The organism is Blautia sp. SF-50 (assembly GCF_900101315.1).
Classification (GTDB): Bacteria; Bacillota; Clostridia; order Lachnospirales; family Lachnospiraceae; genus Blautia_A; species Blautia_A fusiformis.
In genome coordinates this window covers 1-26574 of sequence record NZ_FMUW01000003.1, presented here as the reverse complement: position 1 = coordinate 26574, position 26574 = coordinate 1, and the positions used below count along the sequence as shown (strand labels likewise).

General features: G+C 42.2%; 20 protein-coding genes and 1 pseudogene. 6 read left to right on the top strand and 15 right to left on the bottom strand.

From position 1 onward, the window contains the following. Positions 1-10: 10 nt before the first annotated feature. Both BLP57_RS02530 and BLP57_RS02525 read right to left on the bottom strand, forming a co-directional pair. Complete coding sequence (locus tag BLP57_RS02530) at positions 11-721, bottom strand: hypothetical protein (RefSeq protein WP_092069251.1); 711 nt, start codon at positions 719-721, stop codon at positions 11-13. 170 nt (positions 722-891) lie between these two features. Beyond that, on the bottom strand, positions 892-1890 hold the full coding sequence (locus tag BLP57_RS02525; RefSeq protein ID WP_092069248.1) for an acyltransferase: 999 nt from the start codon (positions 1888-1890) through the stop codon (positions 892-894). A gap of 234 nt (positions 1891-2124) precedes the next feature. Between BLP57_RS02525 and BLP57_RS02520 the strand changes: the two genes are divergently transcribed. From BLP57_RS02520 to rfbD, 4 genes are all read left to right on the top strand, one after another. Next, entirely contained in the window at positions 2125-3306 is a 1182-nt protein-coding gene (locus BLP57_RS02520) for a MerR family transcriptional regulator (RefSeq protein ID WP_021976536.1), read from the top strand. A gap of 129 nt (positions 3307-3435) precedes the next feature. After that, positions 3436-4332, top strand: a complete 897-nt coding sequence (gene rfbA / locus BLP57_RS02515) for a glucose-1-phosphate thymidylyltransferase RfbA (RefSeq protein WP_015525711.1) — start codon at positions 3436-3438, stop codon at positions 4330-4332. Between the two features lie 93 nt (positions 4333-4425). Next, a complete protein-coding gene (rfbB, locus tag BLP57_RS02510; protein WP_015525710.1) occupies positions 4426-5460 on the top strand; it encodes a dTDP-glucose 4,6-dehydratase in 1035 nt (344 codons plus the stop codon). Beyond that, entirely contained in the window at positions 5457-6389 is a 933-nt protein-coding gene (rfbD, locus tag BLP57_RS02505) for a dTDP-4-dehydrorhamnose reductase (RefSeq protein ID WP_092069245.1), read from the top strand. The genes rfbB and rfbD overlap by 4 nt, the downstream gene beginning before the upstream one ends. A gap of 121 nt (positions 6390-6510) precedes the next feature. Here the strand turns inward: rfbD and BLP57_RS02500 are convergent, their stop codons facing one another. The 3 genes from BLP57_RS02500 to glmM form a co-directional block, all read right to left on the bottom strand. Continuing rightward, entirely contained in the window at positions 6511-8136 is a 1626-nt protein-coding gene (locus BLP57_RS02500; RefSeq protein WP_092069242.1) for an LCP family glycopolymer transferase, read from the bottom strand. A gap of 219 nt (positions 8137-8355) precedes the next feature. After that, on the bottom strand, positions 8356-10194 hold the full coding sequence (glmS, locus tag BLP57_RS02495) for a glutamine--fructose-6-phosphate transaminase (isomerizing) (protein ID WP_092069239.1): 1839 nt from the start codon (positions 10192-10194) through the stop codon (positions 8356-8358). Between the two features lie 81 nt (positions 10195-10275). Next, positions 10276-11664, bottom strand: a complete 1389-nt coding sequence (gene glmM / locus BLP57_RS02490; RefSeq protein ID WP_015525706.1) for a phosphoglucosamine mutase — start codon at positions 11662-11664, stop codon at positions 10276-10278. A gap of 429 nt (positions 11665-12093) precedes the next feature. Between glmM and BLP57_RS02485 the strand changes: the two genes are divergently transcribed. Both BLP57_RS02485 and BLP57_RS02480 read left to right on the top strand, forming a co-directional pair. Beyond that, on the top strand, positions 12094-12471 hold the full coding sequence (locus BLP57_RS02485; protein ID WP_092069236.1) for a hypothetical protein: 378 nt from the start codon (positions 12094-12096) through the stop codon (positions 12469-12471). After that, on the top strand, positions 12453-13109 hold the full coding sequence (locus BLP57_RS02480) for an Rpn family recombination-promoting nuclease/putative transposase (RefSeq protein WP_092069233.1): 657 nt from the start codon (positions 12453-12455) through the stop codon (positions 13107-13109). The genes BLP57_RS02485 and BLP57_RS02480 overlap by 19 nt, the downstream gene beginning before the upstream one ends. Before the next feature lie 59 nt (positions 13110-13168). Here the strand turns inward: BLP57_RS02480 and BLP57_RS02475 are convergent, their stop codons facing one another. The 10 genes and pseudogenes from BLP57_RS02475 to BLP57_RS02430 all read right to left on the bottom strand — a co-directional run. Then, a complete protein-coding gene (locus BLP57_RS02475; protein WP_092069230.1) occupies positions 13169-14617 on the bottom strand; it encodes a flippase in 1449 nt (482 codons plus the stop codon). 23 nt (positions 14618-14640) lie between these two features. After that, entirely contained in the window at positions 14641-16095 is a 1455-nt protein-coding gene (locus BLP57_RS02470; protein WP_092069227.1) for an O-antigen polysaccharide polymerase Wzy family protein, read from the bottom strand. A gap of 2 nt (positions 16096-16097) precedes the next feature. After that, entirely contained in the window at positions 16098-17141 is a 1044-nt protein-coding gene (locus BLP57_RS02465; protein ID WP_092069224.1) for a glycosyltransferase family 2 protein, read from the bottom strand. Positions 17142-17150: 9 nt separating this feature from the next. Further along, positions 17151-18380, bottom strand: a complete 1230-nt coding sequence (locus BLP57_RS02460) for a glycosyltransferase (protein ID WP_175442941.1) — start codon at positions 18378-18380, stop codon at positions 17151-17153. Positions 18381-18467: 87 nt separating this feature from the next. Further along, on the bottom strand, positions 18468-19673 hold the full coding sequence (locus BLP57_RS02455; RefSeq protein ID WP_092069200.1) for an ATP-grasp domain-containing protein: 1206 nt from the start codon (positions 19671-19673) through the stop codon (positions 18468-18470). Positions 19674-19688: 15 nt separating this feature from the next. After that, positions 19689-20279, bottom strand: a complete 591-nt coding sequence (locus tag BLP57_RS02450; protein ID WP_092069197.1) for a sugar transferase — start codon at positions 20277-20279, stop codon at positions 19689-19691. Positions 20280-20294: 15 nt separating this feature from the next. Further along, positions 20295-21494, bottom strand: coding sequence for an ATP-grasp domain-containing protein (locus BLP57_RS02445; protein ID WP_092069194.1), 1200 nt, complete (start codon positions 21492-21494; stop codon positions 20295-20297). Then, entirely contained in the window at positions 21491-22696 is a 1206-nt protein-coding gene (locus BLP57_RS02440) for a DegT/DnrJ/EryC1/StrS family aminotransferase (protein ID WP_092069191.1), read from the bottom strand. The genes BLP57_RS02445 and BLP57_RS02440 overlap by 4 nt, the downstream gene beginning before the upstream one ends. Before the next feature lie 50 nt (positions 22697-22746). Continuing rightward, positions 22747-24795 (bottom strand): polysaccharide biosynthesis protein, encoded by a 2049-nt coding sequence (locus tag BLP57_RS02435; protein WP_175442946.1) that lies wholly within the window; start codon positions 24793-24795, stop codon positions 22747-22749. 267 nt (positions 24796-25062) lie between these two features. After that, positions 25063-26226 (bottom strand): annotated as a pseudogene (locus BLP57_RS02430) (sugar transferase); the annotation flags it as partial. Positions 26227-26574: the final 348 nt, after the last annotated feature.

The window sequence follows — 26574 nt, the reverse complement described above, 5'->3', positions numbered from 1 at the left end:
TATGGATCCATCATTTCAGAACAGACTGGATCCATTTCAACGCATTCTCTTTATTCTTCACATTACCCGGAAGGCAGATGCACACCGGATCATATCTCAGGCCAAATTCCTGAGCAACACTACTACTGCCGTCAAGCTCCAGATGCTGATCATCCACAGCGCCCAGAGACTCAAACACCTCATCTCCAAACGTTTCCCTGAGATTTGCATACATTCCGCTATCTTTCTCATGTTCATAGAGTTCCTTCGGCATGATCAGGACATCAACGGTAGCACTCTGGATTTCCGTCACATATGCGATCCTGGCATAGTAATCAAAATCCTCTCCTGTCTCGTCCGTCATCAGATTCTGCGCCACACTGACTTCTGCATATTTATCCTCTGTTCCCAGTGTCTTCAAAACATCCTCTTCCACCTTCTCAGAGTCATAATTCCCTGCATTCACCACCGCAATGGAAAGCACCGTCTTCATCTGTGCGTGACGATAAATATTCACTCCCAGACAGACTCCGCCAATGGCAAGAAGCACGCACAGCATATGTATCTTATAATACATCCAGATATACTGAATCTTCTTACCTGTTCCCATTCCCTTCAGTTTCTCTCTTTCGATCCGGCGGCGTTCCTTCTTCGTCAGATCAGTTTCGTTGGGCATCTCCGGATTCAGTACACTCTCATCGTGTCCGTCACTGCCGGCCTCCGCTCTGTTTTGTAAATCCATAAAAATCTCCTTTTTCTTTCATGTCTCAGTATTTCTTACCCTGAAGCGGGATATTCCAGTCGCTTTCCCCTCATCCTCCGGGTGGGTGCTGTGACTTATCAATAAAGGATATTTTAGCATATTTTGGTACAAAATCACAGCGCATAAATATGAAAATACCATAAACTCTTCTATTTCCGGCAGATCTTCATTCCATATCCATACATTACCGCCACAGCAGTCACAAGAACACAGACCATCACCGGTCTCATCCACAGATATAAAAGATTTTTCTCAATTCCAGCTACCACAGCCACATCCTTCAGGATATCAGCCACGCAGAGATGGAACAGATAAATAAAAAACGCATATTTCTGACCGATGGCTGCCGGAAGCTCGGGCACTTTCCGATTCTTTCCCATGATCGCAATGAGAAAAAGACCAACAGCCATAGATACTGACCCCAGAAACAATTCCAGTTTGCCAAAATACCGGTATTCCAGCAGACTTGCGATCCCGCCGCCAGCTGCCATGCCATACAAAAGAAGCACTTTTTTTCCGGCAAACCAGGCTTCCAGCTTTTCCTGATGTCTGTGTATCAGATGTCCCAACATAAAAAACGGAAATCCGGTAAACAGATAGTTTCGAAACTGCATAACACGGAAATGCTTTTCCGGGAACAGGAAGGTCGAAAATTCCTCCATTCCGAAATGGATCAGAAGAAGCACCGGTATCAGAACATATACCTGCTTACAAATCCGGAATCTTGCTGCCAGGGCAAAAAGAAGATAACAATAGAGCAGTGCCGGGAGAAACCACAGATGCCATTTCACCTGAGAGCTGTTATTATATAGAAGAAACTGGCGGATATGTTCCCCCGAAACCAGGGCTTCCAGCCATTCCTTCTGGCTTGCTCCGTCGATGTGGTTCTGGATCAGCTCCCACAGACAGCAGACCGGAAATGCCACAAGCATCAGCTTCAGAACATGCCGGATCTTTTTTCCGGTTCTTATAAATTCCGTATCATCGCCACGGAAACAAAAATATCCGGATACCATAAAAAACACAGGTACTGCAAATCTGGCAAGTACATTGGCTATAATTCCGGCATTTCCCGGAAAATGGACGTGAAGAAGCACAACTGCATAAGCACAGATTGCCTTTACCATATCCAGAGTACGGTTTCGCATAAAAATTACTCCTTTTTATATCGAACGCTTATCCCGGAAATATGATTCCGGGGTTCCCTTTTTTTCGAAACGATATACTAACAAACCAGCAGAATTTTGTCAATGCTGTTTTTCTCCTGTACGGTTTGCTCTTATACGTTTTACTCTTGTACGGCTTCCGGATCTGAATTATAATTCTTTTATGACTTCTATGACAGGATGTTTGTTATTTCCTCAGAAAGGATTCTATTTTTTATGAAAAAAGACGGCTACTATTCTTCCGGCGAATTTGCACGCATGGCACACGTAACTCTGCGTACTGTCCGCTATTATGATAAACAGGATATCCTGAAACCCTCTCTCGTCACCGAATCCGGCGCACGTTTTTATACAGATGAGGATTTTGCAAGGCTTCAGCAGATCCTCCTTCTGAAATACCTGGGCTTTTCCCTGGATGACATCCGTGAAATGACCATCGGTGATTCCGATTATCATTTCATGCTGAATTCTCTGAATATCCAGCTTCGTCTGGTCCGTGACCGGATCGAACAGATGCAGCTGGTGGAAAAAGCGATCCAGGATACCGCACAGATGATAAAGGAACAGCACACCATTGACTGGAGCCAGATGCTGAACCTGATCCACCTGACCGGCATGGAAAAAAGCCTCAAGAATCAGTATCAGAATGCCACCAACATTTCCTCCAGGATCAACCTCCACAGCCTGTACTCCCAGAACAAACAGGGATGGTTTCCCTGGATCTTTGAGCAATGCCGGATCTCACCCGGTCTTCGTATTCTGGAGCTGGGCTGCGGGGACGGAACGTTATGGACCGACAATCTTTCCCTTCTGCCGGAGGATATCTCCATCACACTTTCCGATATTTCCAGCGGTATGCTCCGCGATGCCAGACGAGCCATCGGTTCCTCGGATACCCGGTTTGCATTCCGGGCCTTTGACTGCAGAAAAATCCCCTGCAAGGACGAAAGCTTTGATCTGGTGATCGCCAATCACGTGCTTTTTTACTGCGATGATATTCCTTCCGTCCTGAAGGAAGTCCGCCGTGTCCTCGCTCCCGGCGGAAGATTTCTCTGCAGTGCTTACGGAAAGGCACATATGCAGGAGGTCAGCCAGCTGGTGCAGGATTTTGATGAACGGATCGTGCTTTCCGCAGACCGGCTTTATGAACGGTTCGGACGTGAAAACGGTCAGAGTATCCTAGCGCCTTTTTTCCCAAAGGCTCAGTGGCTTTCTTATGAAGACTGCCTTCTGGTCCAGGATGCGGAGCCGCTGATCTCCTACGTCCTCTCCTGCCACGGCAACCAGAATCAGTATATATTGGACCGTTACAAGGAATTCCGGGCCTACACCGCCAGAAAAACTGCCAAAGGATTCCGCATTACCAAAGATGCCGGCGTATTTCTTTGTGAAAAATAGCCAAAAATAAAAAATATGAAAAAAGCTCTTGAAGGTGACCTTGCGTCACCTTTTATAATACAGTTACAGTAACAAAGTTATGTGCAGGCACGACTTATGCTGCACATCATCACGCAAAGGAGAAAACATATGAAAGGAATTATTTTAGCCGGAGGCTCCGGAACACGTCTTTACCCACTTACCATGGTGACCTCCAAACAGCTTCTGCCGATCTTTGACAAACCGATGATCTACTATCCTATGTCTGTTCTTATGAACGCAGGCATCCGTGATATCCTGATCATCTCCACCCCGCAGGATACCCCGAGATTTGAGGAGCTTCTCGGTGACGGCCATCAGTTCGGTGTCAACCTTACCTATGCTGTACAGCCAAGCCCGGACGGACTTGCTCAGGCATTTATCATCGGCGAGGAATTCATCGGCAACGACACCGTATGTATGGTCCTTGGTGACAACATTTTCGCAGGACATGGCCTCAAAAAGCGCCTGAAAGCTGCTGTAGACAACGCAGAAACAGGCAAAGGTGCCACTGTTTTCGGATACTATGTAGATGATCCGGAGCGTTTCGGCATCGTGGAATTCGACCAGAACGGAAAAGCGGTTTCCATTGAAGAGAAACCGGAAAAGCCCAAAAGCAACTACTGTGTAACCGGTCTCTACTTCTACGACAACAAGGTTGTAGAGTACGCAAAAAATCTGAAGCCAAGCGCAAGAGGCGAGCTTGAGATCACAGACCTGAACCGTATCTACCTTGAGAAAGGACAGCTGAACGTTGAGCTTCTGGGCCAGGGCTTCACATGGCTGGATACCGGTACACATGAAAGCCTTGTAGAGGCAACCAACTTCGTAAAAACCATGGAGCAGCATCAGCACCGCAAGATCGCATGCCTTGAGGAGATTGCTTACTTAAACGGCTGGATCACAAAGGAGGACGTGCTCAAGGTTTACGAAATCCTTAAGAAAAACCAGTATGGCCAGTATCTCAAGGATGTTCTGGATGGAAAATATCTGGACGCGCTTCACTAAGCCGATCTGATTTTCCGACACTGAATTTACCTGCGGACTCCGTTTCGACGGAATCCGCATAAGATCAATCATTTATTATAAAGGAGATTTTTTATGACAATCATCGTTACCGGCGGCGCCGGATTTATCGGAAGCAACTTTATTTTTCATATGATGGAGGCTCATCCGGATTACCGTATCGTATGCCTGGACTGCCTGACCTATGCCGGAAACCTTTCCACTCTTGCACCGGTCATGGACAAACCGAACTTCCGCTTTGTAAAGGAAAGCATCACAGACCGTGACGCTGTTTACAAGCTTTTCGAGGAGGAGCATCCGGACATCGTGGTAAACTTCGCAGCTGAGAGCCACGTAGACCGTTCCATCGAAAACCCGGAGGTATTCCTTGACACCAACATCAAGGGTACTGCTGTTCTCATGGATGCCTGCCGTAAATACGGAATCCAGCGTTATCATCAGGTTTCCACAGACGAGGTTTACGGAGATCTTCCGCTTGACAGACCGGACCTCTTCTTCACAGAGGAAACTCCGATCCATACAAGCAGCCCGTACAGCTCCTCCAAAGCAGGTGCTGACCTTCTTGTTCTCGCATACCACAGAACCTACGGCCTGCCTGTGACCATCAGCCGCTGCTCCAACAACTACGGCCCGTATCACTTCCCGGAAAAGCTGATCCCGCTGATGATCGCCAACGCTCTGAACGACAAACCACTCCCGGTTTACGGAAAGGGCGAAAATGTCCGCGACTGGCTCTATGTTGAGGATCACTGCCGTGCCATCGACCTGATCATCCACAAAGGACGTGTAGGCGAGGTTTACAATGTAGGCGGACATAACGAGATGAAAAACATCGATATCGTAAAACTGATCTGCAAGGAGCTTGGCAAACCGGAAAGCCTGATCACACATGTAGCAGACCGTAAAGGCCATGACATGCGCTACGCTATCGACCCGACCAAGATCCACAACGAGCTTGGATGGCTTCCTGAAACAAAATTCGCAGATGGAATCAAAAAGACCATCAAATGGTACCTTGACAACAAGGAATGGTGGGAAACCATCATCTCCGGTGAGTATCAGAACTACTACGAAAAAATGTATGGAAACCGCGAGGAGGTTAAAGCATGAGATTTTTCGTAACAGGTGTTGGCGGCCAGCTTGGCCATGACGTAATGAATGAACTGTCCGGCCGTGGACATGAAGGCGTAGGAAGTGACATTGCTCCTTCCTACAGCGGCATCGCTGATGGTACTCCTGTTACCACCATGCCTTATGTGCAGCTTGATATCACAGATAAAGAAGCGGTAGCAAAAACCATCCGTGAGGTAAAGCCTGATGCAGTGGTACACTGTGCCGCATGGACAGCCGTAGACGCTGCAGAGGACGAGGAAAACCGTGAAAAGGTACGTCTTGTCAATGTTGTAGGAACACAGAACATTGCGGACATCTGCAAGGAGCTTGGCATCAAGATGATGTATATTTCCACAGACTACGTTTTTGACGGCCAGGGAACCACACCATGGGATCCGGACTGCAAGGACTACGCTCCACAGAACGTATACGGTCAGACCAAGCTTGACGGTGAACTGGCAGTATCCGGCACTGTAGATAAATTCTTTATCGTACGTATTGCATGGGTATTCGGCAAAAACGGCAAGAACTTTATCCGTACCATGGTAAATCTGGGAAAAACCCATGACAAGCTTACCGTAGTCAGTGACCAGATCGGAACTCCGACCTATACCTACGACCTTGCCCGTCTTCTGGTAGACATGGTCGAGACAGAGAAATACGGCTACTATCACGCAACCAACGAAGGCGGCTTCATCAGCTGGTATGATTTCACTAAAGAGATCTTCCGCCAGGCTGCTGCCCTCGGCCACAAGGAATACGAAAAAGTAGAGGTATCTCCTGTCACAACTGCAGAGTACGGCGTTTCCAAGGCTGTACGTCCATTCAACAGCCGCCTGGATAAATCCAAGCTTGTAAAAAACGGCTTTCAGCCACTTCCAACATGGCAGGATGCCCTGGAAAGATATCTGAAAGAGATCCTGTAAAAAAAAATCCATCGGTGATCGCCGGTGGATTTTTTTTCGTTCTGTTTCTCATGAAAAAACAGCCGGTGGAAAGCTTTACGCTTCCCCGGCTGTTCTTATGCTAAAATTTAATAATTTTATCTTACTGCTGTGCAACAGTTCCGTCTGCACTCTGGGCATCTGCTGTGCCATCCTGTGTGGCAGCTGCAGTCTCACCCTGCGCTTCTGCTGTACTTCCCTCTGCAGCTGCCTGTGCATCATTATCCGTAGCTGCTGCCGCTGATGTTGCACTGTCTGCCTCCTCCTGGGAAACAGTCTCTCCGTCACGAACCTTCTTCATCATGGCCTCCGCCTTCTGAACGGTAGACTCATCCGGAATCATAACGTAAGCCTTCTGGCTCATAGAATACGGCTTCTGTGTGTCACCGGTACCATTTACACTGTAGCTTACGATGTTCCAGTCACCGCCGTTGTTCAGCTGCTGCTGGAGCAGTCTGGCGATCTCCTCGTAGGAGATATTGGTCTCAAAGCATCCCTGGATGCTGGAAAGAACAGAAGAATAATTCTTCAGAAGCTCCGGTGAAAGAGCCTTGTTGATCACACCCTTGATCACTGCCATCTGGTTCTTGCCACGCTGACGGTCGCCCTCTTTAAAGGCATAACGCTCACGGCTGAATACCAGAGCCTGCTCACCGTTCAGGTAGTTCTCTCCCTGATTGAAGTGATATCCTGTCTCATTCTTGGAATCAAAGTCATAGTCAGAATAAACAGTAACTCCGCCAAGCGAATTGATCAGCTGCTCAAATCCCGCAAAGTTGATACGGAAATAATAGTTGATATCCTCATTATAAAGCATTCCCAGAGTATCCATACATACATTGATACCATAGATACCTGCATGTGTCAGCTTATCTCTCTGTCCGCCTGAAATAGAAAGCGGTACAAAATAATCACGAGGTGTGGAAACCAGAAGCACCTGTCTGGTAGCTGTATTTACCGTAGCAATGATATTGGAATCGCTGCGGCTCTTTGCAACAAGACCGCTGCGGCTGTCGATACCACTGATAAAGATGGTATATACAGAACCGTCATTGGTACTCTCTTCAGCCTTCGCCTCTGTCTCCTGGGGCTCAATGGTCGTCTCCACCTTCTTCACGGTCAGCTCTTTGATCCTGGAAGAAATATCAGAATATCCATCCATCTCTTCAATAACGCTTAAATATGCGCTGTTCAGCACGATTGCACCTGTCTGTCCGTTCAGAAGACCGTCAACCAACTCTGTAAGTCCTGCATACTCCTGGACCTGCACAGTCTTGCCTGTCTCGGAATCCACTTCCTGAATAGCCTTGTCCGAATTGGCTCTGTCAAGATCTGTCAGCACACCATACACATAATCTGCTGTAGCCTCTATGGAATCTGCAGAATCATCTGCACGGACATAAATGCCGACCTCCGTAACCTCTGTGTTCACACCGGAAATCCCTGCCAGTGTGGAATGTGTCTTATAAACATACATACTTCCGAGAATGAATACTGCTGCAAAAACTGCTGCCAGGATCACTCCCACTACAAATCTTATCTTACCATCCGTACTCCATACAAGCGCTCCGACGATCACGATCAGGACCAGCATTACCAGTCCGATCACTGCAATGAACTTCGTCGGGATCACCTTCATATTCAGAAGCATGACCGCAAATACGATTGCTGTGATCAGAACCACAAGCGTCACGATCAGCCCTGGGATATGTTTTCCCATTTTTCTCATATGCAATCCTCCATTTTTGATGGTACAGAGAATATTACATATGGACACTCTCTGTACAGATTCAAATATCCTAATCATTTTACGCTTTTTTACTGATAAAAGCAAGAAATATCGTAAATCGCCAAATGCAAAAACAGTTCCGTGATATCATGATCCTTTTATGCTCTCACGATGTCACGGAACTGCCTCTAAAATGTTCCTTCCATGAAACAGATATCCTTATTCCACGGTAACACTCTTGGCAAGATTTCTCGGCTTATCCACATCCAGACCTTTATTTACACTGACATAGTAACCCAGAAGCTGCAGCGGGATCACTGCCAGAGAAGTTGCAAAATGCGGATCTGTTTTCGGGATATAAACCGTAAAATCTGCAGTATCCTCGATATTATAATTTCCAAACGTAGTAAGCCCCATCAGATACGCCCCACGACTTCTGCACTCCACCATGTTGCTGACTGTTTTCTCATAAAGCTCCGGCTGTGTCAGGACACCGATCACAAGAGTGCCGTCCTCGATCAGGGAAATGGTGCCATGCTTCAGCTCGCCAGCCGCATACGCCTCAGAATGAATGTAGCTGATCTCCTTCATCTTAAGGCTGCCCTCAAGGCTGATGGCATAATCGATCCCTCTTCCGATAAAAAAGATATCCTTTGCATTGGCCTGCTTGGAGGCAAACCACTGAAGCCTTTCCTTATCCTCGATGATCCTGCCGATCTTGTCCGGAAGTGTCTTCAGTTCCTTAATGTAGGACTCACACTGCTCCTCTGAGATCTTTCCGCGGACCAGTGCCATCTGCAATGCCAGCACATAGGAAGCGATCAGCTGTGTACTGTACGCCTTGGTGGTAGCGACCGAGATCTCCGGTCCTGCAAGTGTGTAGAATACATGATCCGCCTCTCTTGCAATGGAAGAGCCGACCACATTGACAATAGCCAGCGTGCGGATCCCCTTCTCCTTACATTCCCGAAGTGCAGCCAGACTGTCCGCAGTCTCACCGGACTGACTGATGATCACTGCCAGGCCATCAGGATCCAGAAGCGGCTTCCGGTAACGGAACTCCGAAGCAAGCTCCACACGCACCGGAAGACCTGCAAGATCCTCGATCACATACTGTGCAGCCATTCCCACATGGTAAGCAGAGCCGCAGGCCACGATATAAACCTGGCTGATGCTGCGGATCCTCTCATCATCCAGACCGATCTCTGTCAGATCCAGCTTGTCCTCCCGGATAACGGAATTCAGTGTATCTGCGACTGCCTTCGGCTGCTCATGGATCTCCTTCATCATGAAATGCTCAAAACCGGCTTTCTCCGCCGCCTCTGCATCCCACTCAATGATCTTAGGCTCCTTCTCGATCTCCTCACCATCCAGATTGTAAAAAGTGATCTCACCCGGTTTTACACATGCCAGCTCCAGATTTCCGATATAATAAACATTTCTTGTATACTTCAGGATCGCAGGAACATCCGATGCGATATAGGATTCTCCATTCTCCACACCCAGGATCATAGGGCTGTCTTTTCTCGCTACAAAGATCTCTTCCGGATAATCACGGAACATCATTGCCAGCGCATAGGAACCACGGATACGCACCATGGCATGACGCACTGCCTCAACCGGAGATCCGCCGTATTTCTGGTAGTAATAATCCACCAGCTTCACAGCAACCTCCGTATCTGTGGAAGAATAAAAAGAATATCCCCTGCGGAGAAGCTTCTCCTTCAGCTCCTGGTAATTCTCGATAATACCGTTATGCACAGCTGCCACATTTCCGTTATCACTGACATGAGGATGGGCATTGACCTCTGATGGTTCTCCGTGAGTTGCCCAGCGGGTATGACCGATCCCGCACATACCCGGAACAGATTCACCTGCGTTTGTTTTCTCTAGAAGGACCTTCAGACGGCCCTTCGCCTTAATGATCTCAATATCCTTTTCCCCGTCACGCACTGCGATGCCGGCGGAATCATATCCTCTGTATTCCAGTTTGGAAAGCCCGTCCAGAAGGATGGGTGCTGCCTGATGCCTGCCTGTAAAACCTACAATTCCACACATGATTTTTTTCTCCTCTTATTGCATTTTTATATTCTTCTGACTGCTCCGTTCTTCAGACACCTGCGGTCTGCATCCAGGACATCACTCTGCCACATGCCCCTTCTTACGGACGATCTCAACCACCTGGTCCACATATTTTCTGCAAAGCTCCTCACTCTCTGCCTCAACCATAACACGAAGCAGAGGTTCTGTGCCGGATTCTCTCACCAGGATCCTTCCGGTGTCTCCAAGCGCCTCAGCCACACTCTCTACTGCTGCCTGCACATCCACATCTGCCTGCGCTGCTGCCTTGTCATGGACACGCACGTTCTCAAGAACCTGGGGATAGATCGCCAGATCAGCAGTAAGCTCACTGAGCTTTTTCTTCCTTGCCATTATAACTTCCATCATCTTCAGACTTGTAAGGATGCCATCCCCAGTAGATGCATACTTGGAAAAAATAATGTGCCCGGACTGCTCACCACCAATACGGCAGCCATTCTGCATCATATATTCATAAACATATTTATCCCCTACTGCAGTCTTCGCATACTCGATATCAAGAGCATCAAAAGCCTTGTAAAGGCCAAAATTGGACATTACCGTAGTTACAACCGTATTGGTGAGAAGCTTTCCGCGCTCCTTCATATAACGGCCGTACACATAAAGGATCGCATCCCCGCTGACCACATTTCCCTTCTCATCCACACAGAGACAACGGTCCGCATCTCCGTCGTAGGCAAAGCCAACATCCAGCCCCTTCTCCACTACAAGCTTCTGGAGACCCTCGATATGGGTGGAACCGGCATTGTTATTGATATTGGTACCATCCGGCTCAGCATTGATCACATAAGTCTTCGCTCCCAGCGCATCAAAAACCGCCTTTGCGATATTCCATGCACTTCCGTTGGCACAGTCCAGTCCAATCCTCATTCCCTTAAAGGAATATACTCCCAGGGAGATCAGATATCCTATGTAACGGTTCCGGCCTGCCGAATAATCCACCGTCCTGCCGATCTCACCGCCCTTTGTAAAAGGAATCTCATGCCATTTCTCTCCGAACAGCTGAAGACGGTCATCCAGATAATCCTCCACCAGAGCGATGATCTCCTCCTCCATCTTTTCACCCTGGCCGTTGATCAGCTTGATCCCGTTATCATAATAAGGATTATGGCTGGCAGAGATCATAATACCGCAGTCAAAGCCATCGGTACGGGCAACATAAGCCACAGACGGCGTTGTTGTCACGTGGAGAAGATAAGCATCCGCTCCGGACGCCACCAGTCCTCCAACCAGCGAATACTCAAACATATAGCTGGAACGTCGGGTATCCTTGCCGATCACGATCCTGGCCGCAGCCGTCTCCCCCGCTCTTCTGCGCAGCTCATTATAATACCATCCCAGAAAACGCCCGATCTTGAAAGCATGATCTGCAGTTAACGAAACACCCGCTTCTCCACGGAAGCCATCTGTACCAAAATATTTTCCCATTTCTTGCTCTCCTTTGTATGTTAATATTTATAACTTATCTTATATATTGATGTGTCATACAGATCGATCAGAATTCCTTCTGCCATTTCTGTATGCACATCCATAATACTGTTTATTCAATCATCTTAGCTGAATCAATTTTATCTTCAAATAAATACCAATTATGATGTGTTTTTCCCTCTTGAAATTCTGCTGGTCCATATTGACTGTATATAATTCGTGCCTTCAGAGTAGCACAATACGCTCTTTTTGTCTATTGATTTATTTCGACTCCGTTCGACAAACCTATCTTCTTTACCTGCACAGCTCTGAAGCTTTTTCACAAAATCCTCTTTCCAAAAGGGAAAGCAACAAACTATGTTTCCCTGAAAATGGATCAGATGATAAAATAACTCTGATTACATAACAAGATCGAAGGTGGTGAAACCTATGGGTACAAAGGATACCATCACCAAAGATTACATGGCTGACAACCGCATTTTTGCGGATGTGTTCAACCATATGCTGTACAAGGGAAAAAACGTCATAGACCCTGACACTCTTCATCCACTGGATACCACAGCTCTCGCTGTCCCCTACGGATCCGGCACTTCAGAAGTTCCTGTCCAGAAATTCCGGGACGAACTCAAATCTCTTAATGTTATGCATGATGATTCAAGACTTTATCTTCTCCTGGGAATTGAGAACCAGTCGGAACAGCACTATGTAACGCAAGTGCAAAGCAATTGCGTTCATGAGCATATAGCAAAGCGGAATGCGAATGTCCGTTTTTTTGCCGGTCAAAAAGCATGGTCTATGATGCATTAGAATACGCAGGGCAGGTCAAAAATTCCGCCAGATCCCACAGAGAAGCAAAACAATGGCCTTCCACATCCGGAGAATATCTCACCGGCTTCTACAAGGATGACCGGCTCATCCCGGTCATAACCATAGTCGTATACTTCGGCTCCGATACCTGGAACGCTCTCAGAAGCCTCCACGAAATGCTCTCTGTCCAGGACCCCGAGATCCTTTCTCTGGTCCCGGATTACCGGATCAATCTCTTCTCACCTGCCGAGATAAAGGATGAAGAACTTGATAAACTCCAGAGCAATCTCAAAGAAGTCATGCTCTTCATCAAATACTCCAAAGATAAACGAAAGCTTCAGGAGCTTACATCACAGACCCCCGGCTTCCAATCACTCGAGCTCAAAGCAGCCCGGGTCATTGACTCCATAACGGGTATCCATTTACGTTTCACAGAAACAGAAGGGGGTGTTAATATGTGCCAGGCTGTTCAGGAAATGTGCGATGACGCACGTGCCGAAGGTCACGCCCAAGGCCTTCAGGACCAGGCTTTGCTCACTGCGCAACGCATGCTACAGGATCCCAGGTTCTCGCCTGAGGACATCAGCAGATTCTCAGGGGTGCCACTTGAGGATGTTTTGAAATTGCGGGAGATATGATGATTTGAGAAAATGCTCAGGAAGCATCTCTCTTCCTGAGCATTTTCATACTCTCTATTCTAATATAATTCACTTTTATTTTTTTTCTTAAAAAATGCCCATATAACTTTATTTCTCATTAATATAAGACACATTCCATATACAATACACGATAATAGAATAGATAATACTAATGTTGCAATACTTGAAAGAAAAAAATGTTTTACAAATTTACAGCTCAGCCATATACCAATGCATCCGGCACAAACCGTACAAATATTATATGCTACGCCTGCATTAAGTCGAACAATTTTCCGTCCAACATAAACACAAACAATCATCATTATAGCTTCTGCAACTATAGTTGAAAAAGCCACTGCATTTTCTCGCCAAAATGGAATACAAACAAAATTTATTGCAATATTTGCTAATGCACTAACCAAGGTTGCTATAAGCACGACTTTTTCCTTACGCGCCGGAATTAATACACACTGATTATATATCCATCCAAAAATACAAAATATAAGCGCTATACTTAATAATTTCAATGAACCTGTAGCTTTTATATAATCTTTTCCAGAAATCAATAATACGGCTTCTTTGCTTAATAATATCAATCCTGTAACTGAAGGAAGCACTAACATAATCAGGACATTAAAAATCTGAGTTAAAATATTTTTATATTCTTCTATTCTTTTTTGTCCCATTAACAATGATAACCGTGGAATTGTAACAATCAGAATAGCAGCCAACATCTGTTTTACGATTCTATATATTTTTGAGGAAACAGAATATATGCCTACCTCGAAATCTGTTCCCATAAATCCTAACATGGTCGTATCGGAATTAATATAAATAGTTGTTGCAACTGTAGATGCAAAAATGATCACAATAGGTTTCAGATGTCTCTTCAATGCCAAACCCATATCAAATTTTAACGAACAATACTTTTTAGCATGAATAAAATTCAATATATTAGATCCTGCATTTGCAAATACTGTTATTCCTGCATATACAATATAGTCATCAGGTTTTTTAACAAGCAAAAACAGCAAGATAATTGAAATTACTTTAAATACAATACTTCGAATCGTTATGTACGCGTATTCCTCATATATAGAGTAAATCCATTCTGTTCCGATCGTTGTAAAAAGAATTTCAATACTAAACACAGCAATTATCACCGCATAATCTTTAAATTTAGGAACAGCTGCAACTGTAAACACTAATAAAATATAAGCTGTTATTGTTGATATAATATTAATTGTAAATATTTCATTAGCAAATATACTGAACTTTTTTTTATCATCCCGAAATTTTGTTCCTTCTCTAACTGCATATGTCGATATCCCCAATGCGGCAATCAGTAAAAAATATTGAATAACTGATAATGCAAAATTATATTTCCCTACATTTTCAACAGAAAGAACTCTGGAAATATATGGAAACGTAATTAATGGAAATAATGTATTCAAAACTGTTCTTATACCATTTAATAATGCATTTAGACCAAGTGACTTTTTTTTCATATTTCTAACTATTCCTCTTAATTTTAAATTACAATTTTATGCTTCGATTTGGAAGTCAAATAAGCTAATCCCCAAATTATTATTATCGGAGCCCAAAATTCTGGATATAACAATCTTCCAACAAATGCATCAAATGTTGATCGCGGTGCCTGAAATAAAGAATTTAACATAAAAAGACCAACTGCTATCTTCCAAACATTTTTGCCATCAGATATAATTTTGGATAATAATCTAAAAGTCAAGCCGTAAATAATATTTCCTATAAATACACCTATATATCCATAATCAATATACAGTTCTTCAAAGTAACATGAACCGTATCCAGTACCAACTGCATACCCATATGAATTTGCATAGTAGGAAACAAAATCCGCTAAATATGTTCCATGTAAAGCAGTACTTAATGATTGATTTCCAAAAGAAAAATCTAAATTCAAATTAAATAAGCTATTAAATGGACTATTTTGTAGCCATCTCAATATATTATATAAAGAATAGTGTGCTTCAGAATCTAAATTATTTTTATATAACTCAGCATACTTTACTGCATTTACAGATGTACCTTGTCTTACAAAAAAGCCTACAATAGGAGAATAATCATTTGCATGCCCTACATAATTATTAGATCTAATATATTCAAATAAATACATTGCTCCCATAAGTATTGGAACACATAAACATATTGCCCAAATACCTTTTTTTCCAATCCACGGTTTTTCACCTGGTTTTATTTTATTTCTACACATTGCATATGCAAAAATTATAAGTAAACTTGTAATAAAATTTACTCTTCGTCCCGTTCCTAAAGATAAAAATGCATATAAAATATATAACATTATTGGAACTTTAGCATCCTTTTTTTCTGGTAATGTTGCCAAAAATATATAAAATGCTGTCGGCGCAAAATATCCAATCTGTCGTACATACCATGGTATTCTACTTGAATATGAAATGTAATACGATGTATAACCATAATGTCTTACATATAAAACAACATCTATAACTGTTAAAATCCAAAACACATAACAGCCATAATACATTCCTTTGCTGATTTGGATTATATTATTCATATAACCTTTTTTATTTTTATATTCAATTTTAGGTATATTATTTTTTATTTTAATTCTTTTTCTTGTTACGCCAAAATATCCTATACATAGTCCTACAAGACTAATAAAAATACATACATCCACATGTTTCTCTATTACATCTGGAAAATTATAATAATAAACTTTCATAAAACGATTCAATATCTGTCCACATAATAAAAATGTAAAAAAGCATACAAGAAATGAAAACATAAATATATTTTCATCTATATTTTTTACAGTAAGATAAAAAAAGCAAATAAAAATAACCGCATTTAATGCTAATATTCCATTTGTATTTCCTATTCCAAAAACAATAACAGATATAATAGAAAATATAATCAATAGTATTATATTATAATATACTTTGTTGCCTGTTTTTGAAGCCATCTTTATTTTCCTTTCCTTTTATATAATTCACATATTTGTTTAATATGTATAATTCCAAAATAGATTCTATATTGATATAAAATACTCTTCATTTTATTTCTATTACTCATATATTTTCTATTTTCTCTATTGCCTGCGAATATCCAGGGTTTCTCCGAATATAATTTTTTCTTGATTATCTTTTTTTCTTTTCTACTCAAATCACACTGTGTATTTCCAATATAACAATCGTAAATTTTTTTTAGTTCATCCAGAATATGAATACTAAATGCAGATTTCATTGGTTCACTTTCAAAATTTATTTGTTTTCTAATACAAGGCAGCTCTTTTTCTATATTATAAAGCATTTTGGAATTGTACTTATGATTTGCTGAATTGTTATTCACATAATATAAATACCATATTCTTTCTACAAGCATTGTTTTTTTACACTTATCTAACAGTTGGAGATTCCATACTATGTCTTCTCCCATTTTTAACTCAGTATTAAATAAAGTATTTTCAGCTATCTCTCTTTTTATCAATCTTGTCCACGGTCCTCGTCCATAATATCCTTTCATATTTCCAAAATATTTTAACTCTCCAACTGAATTACATTTAAAACTTTCTTTTTCTATATCTGATATAATTCTATAATTTATAGGAATCTGTTTTTGCTTTTCTTCATTGAATTCTTCATTATCTAATAACGTATTACCTCCAATAAGAAAATCTACATTTTCTTTTTCACATAAATGTACCGCTTCTGAAAAAAAATATGGCACTAATACATCATCCGCATCTACAAATGTAAGGTATTTTCCTTTAGAATGTTTAATGCCTTCATTCCTTGCAGCGGATACTCCTAAATTGCTTTGTGTTATAACTTTTATTCGTTCATCAAGTCGAGCAATGTCTCTTATTTCGCTTCGAAACGACTCTTCGCTTCCATCATCAATTAAGAGTATCTCATAGTTCATATATTCTTGATTTAATACACTTAAAATGCATCTCTGCAAGATTTCTTTTTCTACGTTATAGCATGGAACAATTACACTTAAAAACATTTTTTTACCTCAATTGCTTATTTCATTTATAAATTTCTGATAGTTGTAGTCTGCATTAAATTTTTTATTCCAAAAATATCTAGCATCATTTCTATTTTTTTTATATTGGTATGAATCTAATTTGCAAAAATCTGTTATTTTTTTAGTCAATTCATTTGCTGTTATATTCTGAGATAAAAGAACCCCATTTTCTTTATCCCTAATTATCTCCTTCGTTCCCCCTGCATCTGTTGCGATGCACGGAATTCCAAAAGATGTTGCTTCCATAATTGATACAGGAATTCCTTCTGATGAACTTACATTCACGAACACATAGTAATTTTTATCCTGATATTGTTTCATTAATTCTGTGTTACTGACATTTCCTTTAAATTCATATTGAATATTATCTCTCAGTTTGTCTTTTGCCATTTTTTTTATTTCATCCATTAAAATTCCATCCCCATAATGTGTCCACTTAATCGGGATAGTCTTAATTTGAGATAATGCATTTATCAATAAATCCAGTCTTTTTACCTTTGTCACTGTAGAACAGCTGACAATTTCATAACATTTATCATTGAAAAGATACTCCTTTTCTCCATGATCTATTGTTCCTAAGAATCTGGTATGCACTTTCTGTTTATATTGAGGAAATCTTTTTCTCAGATAATCGGTACCATGATCTGAACATGGATATATATTATCAATTTTTGAAAGAATTCCCTCTCTCATTGGTATATAATTCCCTTTATGTTCTTCTTCATAAAGATCATACCGATGTGCCCTGCTTACAATCTTACTGTTCAATTTCCATTTCTTTTTTAATAACATTGCCACATATGGCTGATATTCAAAACGATATGAATAAAATATTGACTCTTTATTCACATGTCCTTTCATTTTTTTATCTATTAGATCTGCTTCATAATGAGAACGACTGAAATAAACAAACATGTTTACAAAATTTCGCACAGATAATCTACGTGATTTCACCAGACGTGCAAATTCTTTATATAAATTAATATCTGTCAGAGTCCTGAAACTATATAATAAATAGGTCTTATTTGACGCTTTCATAATTGGAATTACTTTCACATTGTTTCCAACAGTTCTTTTTCTTTTTAAGTGTTCTTTTCTGATCTGCAATGCAAAAATATATACTTCATCAAAGTTATCATAATATTTTATTTCTGTTTCCAAATAAGGCTCCCAATCTCCATACGGAAAAGAATTTGTAAGCAAATACAGCGTTTTCATTAATCTTCCTCTTCTATCTTTTCTTAAAAATCGTATACAGCTGGCCATTTATAATTTTTATAAACAGCCAGCTATACTGCAGTTCTCCTATTTGAGTTTTATTTCAATATTACTCATGATTTTATTGATTTTTTCTCTACACTCATCCAACCTAGAAGCTTTTACAATAATCTGTCCAATACAATCTGCTGAAAATACAAATTTTCGTATCTGCTCTCCTGTTTTTTTAAAGAATGTTATTTCCAGAATATCTTCATCCATTGCTCCGGTATATTTGATATCTTCCAAGGTTCCACTTTCTTCTGTTGAAAGAATCATTCGTGCCAGTCCTGCAGTTGTTTTGGAATTTCTCTTTTCCCAATACTCCAACGGATTTTCTCCAACAGCCATTGCTGCGATCATTTTGTAATATTCGATTCCAAAGTTGATTTCCACAAGCTCTGGAAGGCAGTTTGCACCTACACGTCCGGTAAGCTCAATGACATACACTTTATTATCCCGGAGGATCAGATCCACATTTACTGCACAGTTATTTAATCCCAATGCCTTGATTGCGCTTTTTACTGCTATTTCTGTCTGTTTGTGAACATCTTCATCACAGTCAAGCGGAACATAATGGCCTACCGGTACTGCCGTATGGCTCATATAAGTTTCGTCACCATGTGGCATAACAAAAAGTACCTCATTGTTATATACAAATGCCTGCGCACCAAATTCCCATCCTTCTATGAACTCTTCTACAATACAGTACGATCTTTTTGTTAATCCCATTGCTGCATGAAATCCGTCATAGGCATCTTTTTCTGTTTTTGCTATGTAAATTCCATTACTTCCCTGTAAATCCGTTGCTTTAATGATCACTGGTAATTTAATTTTATCCAATGCATTTTTTAATTCCTCTTCACTGGAAATTTCAAAATACTGTGCTGTACTTACACCGTATTCCATAAATGCTTTTTTCATTTTTGACTTATCATTACACATGATGGCTGCTTTTTCCGGAAGTCCTGTTAATCCTAAAGAATCACAGGTTTTTCCAAGAGCTGAAATCCCTGTATCCAGACAGCAAGTAGCCACTCCGTCCAATTTAAGCTTCGCTGCTTTTTTAGCAACCTCATCAGGATTTGCGATATTCATAAAGCACACTTCATCTGCCAGAGGAATTCCTGGAGGATTATTATCAGGCATGGTTCCTGCAATTGTTGTGATTCCCATCTCTTTTGCTGCTTTATATAGTCCGATCTGTCCTCTTCCAGCACCTAATACTAAAAGTCTTTTTCCTTCAACACCCATTTTTTCTTCTCCCTTCTAATTTGTATAAACATTTTTTCTGCATACTACAGTTTCAATTGTTTTAAAGAAAATCTTCAAATCTCCCAGAAATGTTACTTTTTGTGCATATTTTGCATCCAAAGCCAGTTTGTCCTCCTGCGAAATATTATTTCGATAATAGGCCTGTGTATACCCTGTAATGCCTGGTTTTACTTTTAAACGATCTTTTCTTTTCTGGTCATACTCAGACAATGGTCTGTCTGTTGTTACTGGCCTTGGTCCGATCCAGCTCATGTCTCCTTTCAGAATATTAAATACCTGCGGTAGCTCATCAACTGAAATTTTTCTCATCAGCTTTCCGATTTTTGTTACTCTTGGATCATCTGCACTGTTAAAAGTTGAATTATCCTTATTTCTAATATCTGGCGCATTTACCTTCATGGAACGAAGCTTATACATATTAAAGATTGTCCCGTCTTTTCCCCTTCTCTTTGCCAGATAAAAAATTGTTTCTCTGTCCTCCAGCCAGATCAGTGCCCCAAAAATAATACAGACTACTAATACGATTGGCAGTGCAATGACTGCAAATATAACATCCAAACATCTTTTTATGTATCTTTCATACATGAATTTATACTTCCCTTACTCCATTTCTATTTCTATTAAATCCAGTGCTTTTTCACATATTTCTACAGCCTCTTCAGCTGTATCTGCCTGAGCGATTACAAAGCCGCTGCGATCTCCACTACTCTTTATGCCATTCATTTTTTCCCCGATCCCATGTACAACATAAATCTGTTTTACACCTGGAATCTTTCTGGCTTCTTCAAGTCCCCTGATATCTCTGATGAAACCTTGCTCAACTCTAAAATATCTTATAGCAGATGCTTTATGAAATTTAGGCTCTAAGTCTGCAGTTTCACCAAGTGCAATTCGTATACAACTTTCAACCATATCAACACCTGTGGAAAGAGGCGTAAGATAAGTCGTAATATTATCTCCTCCCAGCCGCGCTCCAAGCTCTACAACTTTAGGTCCATCCTTCGTTATTTTGATTTCTGTATGGGATGGTCCATTTGAAATACCAATTGCGTGATTCGCTGCAATAGCCACCTCCGCTATCTGCTTTTTTATTTCTTCTGTATGACCTGATGGCTGTGAATGTCCCATTTCTACAAAATATGGTGCATCTGTTGTCAGCTTATCTGTAATCTGAATAACATGGCATACGCCGTTGACACTTAAAGTTTCTACACTTACCTCTGATCCTTCCATATACTCTTCAACCATGAGATCTCCGGACCTTGAAGATTCCTTACTGTAGTTATAAGCCTTTTCCACAGTTTCACTGTCATAATCTTTAAGCAGATCGATTCCCCTGCTTCCCGAATTATCTGCCGGTTTTATAATACATCGATAACCTGCTTCTTTTATTTTTCCTACTGCTTCCAGATATTCTTCTTTAGTAGATACTTTGTAAAATACAGGAATTGGAACACCTGCTTTTTTCAGTGCCTTCCGCATTTCTGCTTTATTTGTTGCTTTCACAGCTGTATCTGCACTGATTCCAATCAAATTCATTTCCTTTGCCACTGCCGCTACTGCTCTCATTGGCATATCCGTAGCAAGTGTCATGATTCCATCAATAGCATGTCTTTTTGCGGCTTTCACTATCTCAGGTATATCAATCGTGCTTATGATTTCTTTTTCGATTCCTTCTGTCTGAAAGCCTACTGCGTCCGGATTCATATCGACAACTACAACTTCCAGCCCCATTTCCTTTGCCTTTTTTATCGCTGGAAGCTGTAATATACTTGCTCCCAAAATCATGATTTTTTTCATTTAATATATTCCTTCACAATCCCACAAAACATCTCACACACATACTCCACTTCCTCATCCGTCAATTTCGTATGCAGCGGCAATGTGATCTCATTTTTAAATCGCTTATAAGCATTCGGGTAATCCTTAATATCAAATCCCATATTTTTATAAGCAGTCATCATTGGCAGTGGTTTGTAATGTACGTTGCAGGCAACACCTTTTTCTGCCATTTTGACGATGATCTCGTGTCTCTGCTCCAGAGTGATTCCCGGAATTCTGGTGATGTATAGGTGTCCGGAGGACTGATGCTCTTCGTTGTAATGATCCAGTACTTCAATGTCAAGTGGTTTAAATACTGCATCATATCTGCTGATGATTTCTTTTCTTCTTGCAAGCAAAGCTTTATACCGTTTCATCTGCGCCAGTCCGATCCCGGCAACTACATCAGTCATATTGCATTTAAACCAAGGTCCGATGATGTCATACTCCCAGGCGCCAAGCTGTGTTTTGGCAAGGGCATCCTTTGACTGACCATGAAGTGATAACAGCTGATACTGATGATAGATTTCTTCATTATCGATTCCCTCAATATCTCTCCATGCCACAGCGCCGCCTTCCGCTGTCGTAAAGTTTTTCACTGCATGGAAGCTGAAGTTTGAAAAATCCGCAATGCTGCCCACGGGTTTTCCATGCCAGGTCGCACCAAATGCATGGGCTGCATCTGCCATTACGATGACTCTTCCGATTGCTTCCTGAAGCTTATTGGCTGGATGGAAAAGCTTCTTTTTCTCTTCTACGATAGAGAAGATCCTGTCATAGTCGCATGGCACTCCGCCAAGATCCACCGGAATGATCACTTTTGTTTTTTCTGTAATAGCTTCTGCCAGCTTGTTATAATCCATTTCCAGAGAATCTTCCTGGGTATCAATAAGAACCAGCTTTGCCCCGACATGACACACCACCGATGCACTTGCGGTATAGGTATAAGCGCAAGTGATCACTTCATCGCCTTCGTGAATTCCCAGAAGACGAAGTGTCATTTCCGCACATGCAGTCTGAGAATTCAGGCATACAGCTCTGTTGGTGCCGCATAAATCCGCAACTTCTCTTTCCAGTTCTTTTGTTTTCGGTCCTGTTGTGATCCATCCGGATCTTAAAGCTTCTGCTACCTGTTCGATTTCTGCCTCTGTAATATCTGGCGGTGAAAATGAGATTTTCATTTTTTCAACACTCCTTCGTTTTCGTATATATGTAAATTATTGACCAGTTATCAATTCTTCTCCGCAGCCACAGCCGCTTCACTCATCAGTTCCTCATACACCTTCTTATGCAGCTTCAGGTCGGAATCCGCAGAGTGATAGGTCGGTACGATCGCGGCTACAATGTCTCGGATCTTTTCACTATTGGCGTAGCCGTATGTTGCCAGGACTTCCAGCTGTTTGAAGAATTCCTGTACGTCCATTTCGATGGGTTTGCCGATGTGGATGAGATCGTTTGGAGTTTTCTCCATGCCTTCCTCGGCCATCAGCTTTTCTTCGTAGAGCTTTTCGCCTGGGCGGAGACCGGTGTAGGTGACTTTGATGTCTACATCCGGGGTGTAGCCGGAAAGCTTGATCAGGTTTCGGGCAAGGGTGTCGATCTTTACCGGGGCTCCCATGTCCAGGACGAAGATTTCTCCGCCTTTGGCGTAGGTTCCTGCCTGGAGGACAAGGCTTACGGCCTCCGGGATAGTCATAAAGTAGCGGATGATGTCCGGATGTGTGACGGTGACAGGGCCGCCCTTTTCGATCTGGCGCTTGAACAGCGGGATCACACTTCCGTTGCTACCGAGAACGTTTCCGAATCGTACAGCTACGAATTCTGTGCCGGTTCCTGTTTTCGATGTATGGTTCTCACTTACATATGCCTGACCTTCGTTGTCGTGAAGTGCATCCAGGGTATCCTTTCTGTGTCCGCCAAGTCGTGGCAGCCAGTCGGTGTGTCCGTTGTGGCTGACCATGTTCATGCTCTGGACTACCATTTCGCAGAGTCGTTTGCTGGCGCCCATGATGTTGGTCGGGTTTACAGCCTTGTCGGTACTGATCAGCACAAAACGCTGGCAGCCGTTCATCATTGCCGCATATGCAGTCTTATAGGTTCCTACCACATTGTTCTTGATTGCCTCACAGGGGCTGTTCTCCATCAGCGGTACGTGCTTATGTGCGGCTGCATGATATACGATCTCCGGCTTGTAGGTTTCAAATACCCAGTTGATCCTTTTGCTGTCGCGGACGGAGCCGATCAGTACCTTCAGGTTCAGGTTCGGATAACTGGCCTTCAGTTCCTGCTCAATGTCATATGCGTTATTTTCATAAATATCGAAGATCACCAGAAGCTCCGGCTCATGACCTGCGATCTGACGGCAGAGCTCGCTTCCGATAGAACCGCCGCCTCCTGTTACCAGGATCCTTTTGCCCTTCAGATACTGAAAGATCTCTGACATGTTGACTTTGATGGTGTCTCGTCCAAGAAGATCCTCCACTGCTACTTTTTTCATCTTGCTCAGGGATACTTCTCCGTTTACAAGCTGATATACACCAGGAAGCTGCTTCAGCTCGCAGCCGGTTTCCTTGCAGATGTTCAGGATATCCCGCTTTTGATGCGGTGTTGCCGTCGGGATCGCAAGAAGGATCTGATTGATATGATACTTGTCCACATTGAGAAAAATATCGTCTCTTCCACCTACCACCGGAACGCCTTCCATGTATCTTCCCCATTTATTCGGATTGTCATCGATCAGGCAGCGTACTCTGGAATTGGTTTCCTTTGCATTCTGAAGCTCCCGGACAATGGTCCTGCCCGCTTCTCCTGCACCGATGATCATCACGTTTTTGCTCCGCTCCTCACGCTCGCTCTTTTCTCTGCGGTTCCGCTCAAGAAGTACAAAACGATAGGAGAAACGTACGCCTACAGTCAGGAAAAACTGCAGCATGATACCGATCAGATAATAGGAAGCCGGCATCCGTTCCCAGAAGATCGTGATACCCACAATATGCAGAACGCCAGTGATCACAGTTGCTACCGTGATCTTGATCAGCTCATGGAAGCTTGCGAAACGCCATACACTGTTATACAGATGCATGCATCCGAACACTACCAGGATGATAATGGTATAGATTGGTGCAAAACTCCTCCATGCGGCAAAATAGTCTGTGGGGATCGAGGAATACCGAAAATCGAATCTCACCAGCAGCGCCATAAAATAAGAAAAATTAACAGCTATCATGTCATAGATGATCAGATATATCGCAATTACTTTCCAATGTTCTAACTTCTTCATACTTCCTCCGGTCTGTCTTACTGTTTCTGCATAATCCCTGATGTATTCTTCCTGCTCTTTGTCTTCTGTCTGCTTTTCCCTGGGACTTTGTTTTGCCAGTGCCAGAAGCAGGACCGAGAACGCAAGGAATATTACGATCAGCATGATCAATAAAATCTGCATTTTTTTACTTCCTCTTTTATATTTATAACTTATCTAATTTATTTTTATCCCCGAACTGCGTCTCCGCAGCCCGGGTCATTATATTCGAATCTCAATATGTATGGATCATTTGGCGCCGCTTCCGCGGAAAACGACCATAACTGTCTTAACCAGGATCTCTATATCCAGCTTCAGACACCATTCGGCAATGTACTTTGTGTCAAGCTCTACGACTTCCTCGAAATCTGTAATATCACTTCGACCGCTTACCTGCCACATACCGGTAAGTCCCGGCTTGATGGCCAGACGTTTGCGATGGTGAAGCTCATACTTCTCCCACTCATCCATTGTCGGCGGTCTGGTTCCTACAAGACTCATATCTCCTTTCAGAATATTCCAGAACTGTGGAAATTCATCCAGGGATGTCTTTCGGATAAAATGTCCTACTCCTTTGATGATTCGTGGATCATCATCCATTTTGAACATCATTCCATCTTTTATGTTATTCTGTTTCATCAGTTCTTTTTTGCGTTCTTCTGCATCCATATACATGGAGCGGAATTTATAGATCTTGAACGGACGACCGTTCTTTCCCATGCGGACCTGTGAGAAAAATGCAGGACCCGGAGATTTGATCTTAATGGCCGGAACCAGAAAGATCGCTGCGATTCCTGTAAAAAGACAACCTACCAGACCGCCTGCGATATCCATAGCTCGTTTCACAAACATCTGGCGCGGTGTCACAATGTGGATACTGCTGGAAAGCACAGTGTATCCGCCAAGCTCCTCCACCACCTGGTTCTTGCCAAGGGATTTCATGGTTGCCAGTCTCATATGGATAACAACTCCCATTGCAGAACAATCCTTGATCATCTGCTCCGGGATCGGAATTTCCTTAGGCACTGCAAAAAATACTTCATCGATCCAGTTCTTATGGATATAGGAGATCATATCCTCCTTTCCGGCTACTACCGGCACTCCACAGACGGATGCTCCCTTCTTGTCACAATCCATAAAAACAATTCCTGCCAAATGATAGGTTCCGTAATTATTCTTGCGGATGGTTTCCACCACATTGTCTGCATTTTCACTGACTGTAACGATCAGCAGGGATCGCTTCTCGCTTTCTTCGTATCTGTGATCCTTCAGGAATTTCTTCAATGCCTGTCTGCCGCAGTAGCTGAAGCAGATATAAAGTACATAGGTGATCAGCAGGATCATTCTGGAATAATTGTTTCCAATTCTTAAAAGAAACATATATGCCAGGACCAGAAGACAGACCAGTGTACACTGTTCAAAGGTGCTTGAATGAAAAAGTAAATTCTACATTCTAATATACCTTGATTTTATGCGGGATTTAATTCTATTTTCGGAGATATACAACTTGATTTTTTTAGTATATAATGCTTTTATACGGCATAAACAGCATAGTTTTTTGCATGATAAAAGGACATCTGGAAATAGTGTGCAGGACTAAATTCCACATGTCTGTTGGAAAGACTAAATTCTATGCAATGAAACTTGCCTGTGCCTGTATTGTTATTATTATTTTATTAATGCTGGTATCAATGTGACTTCATCGGCTGGTATCTCTGCTAATCCTAATGCTTTATGAAGTCTGTTATCCAGCAGGAGACG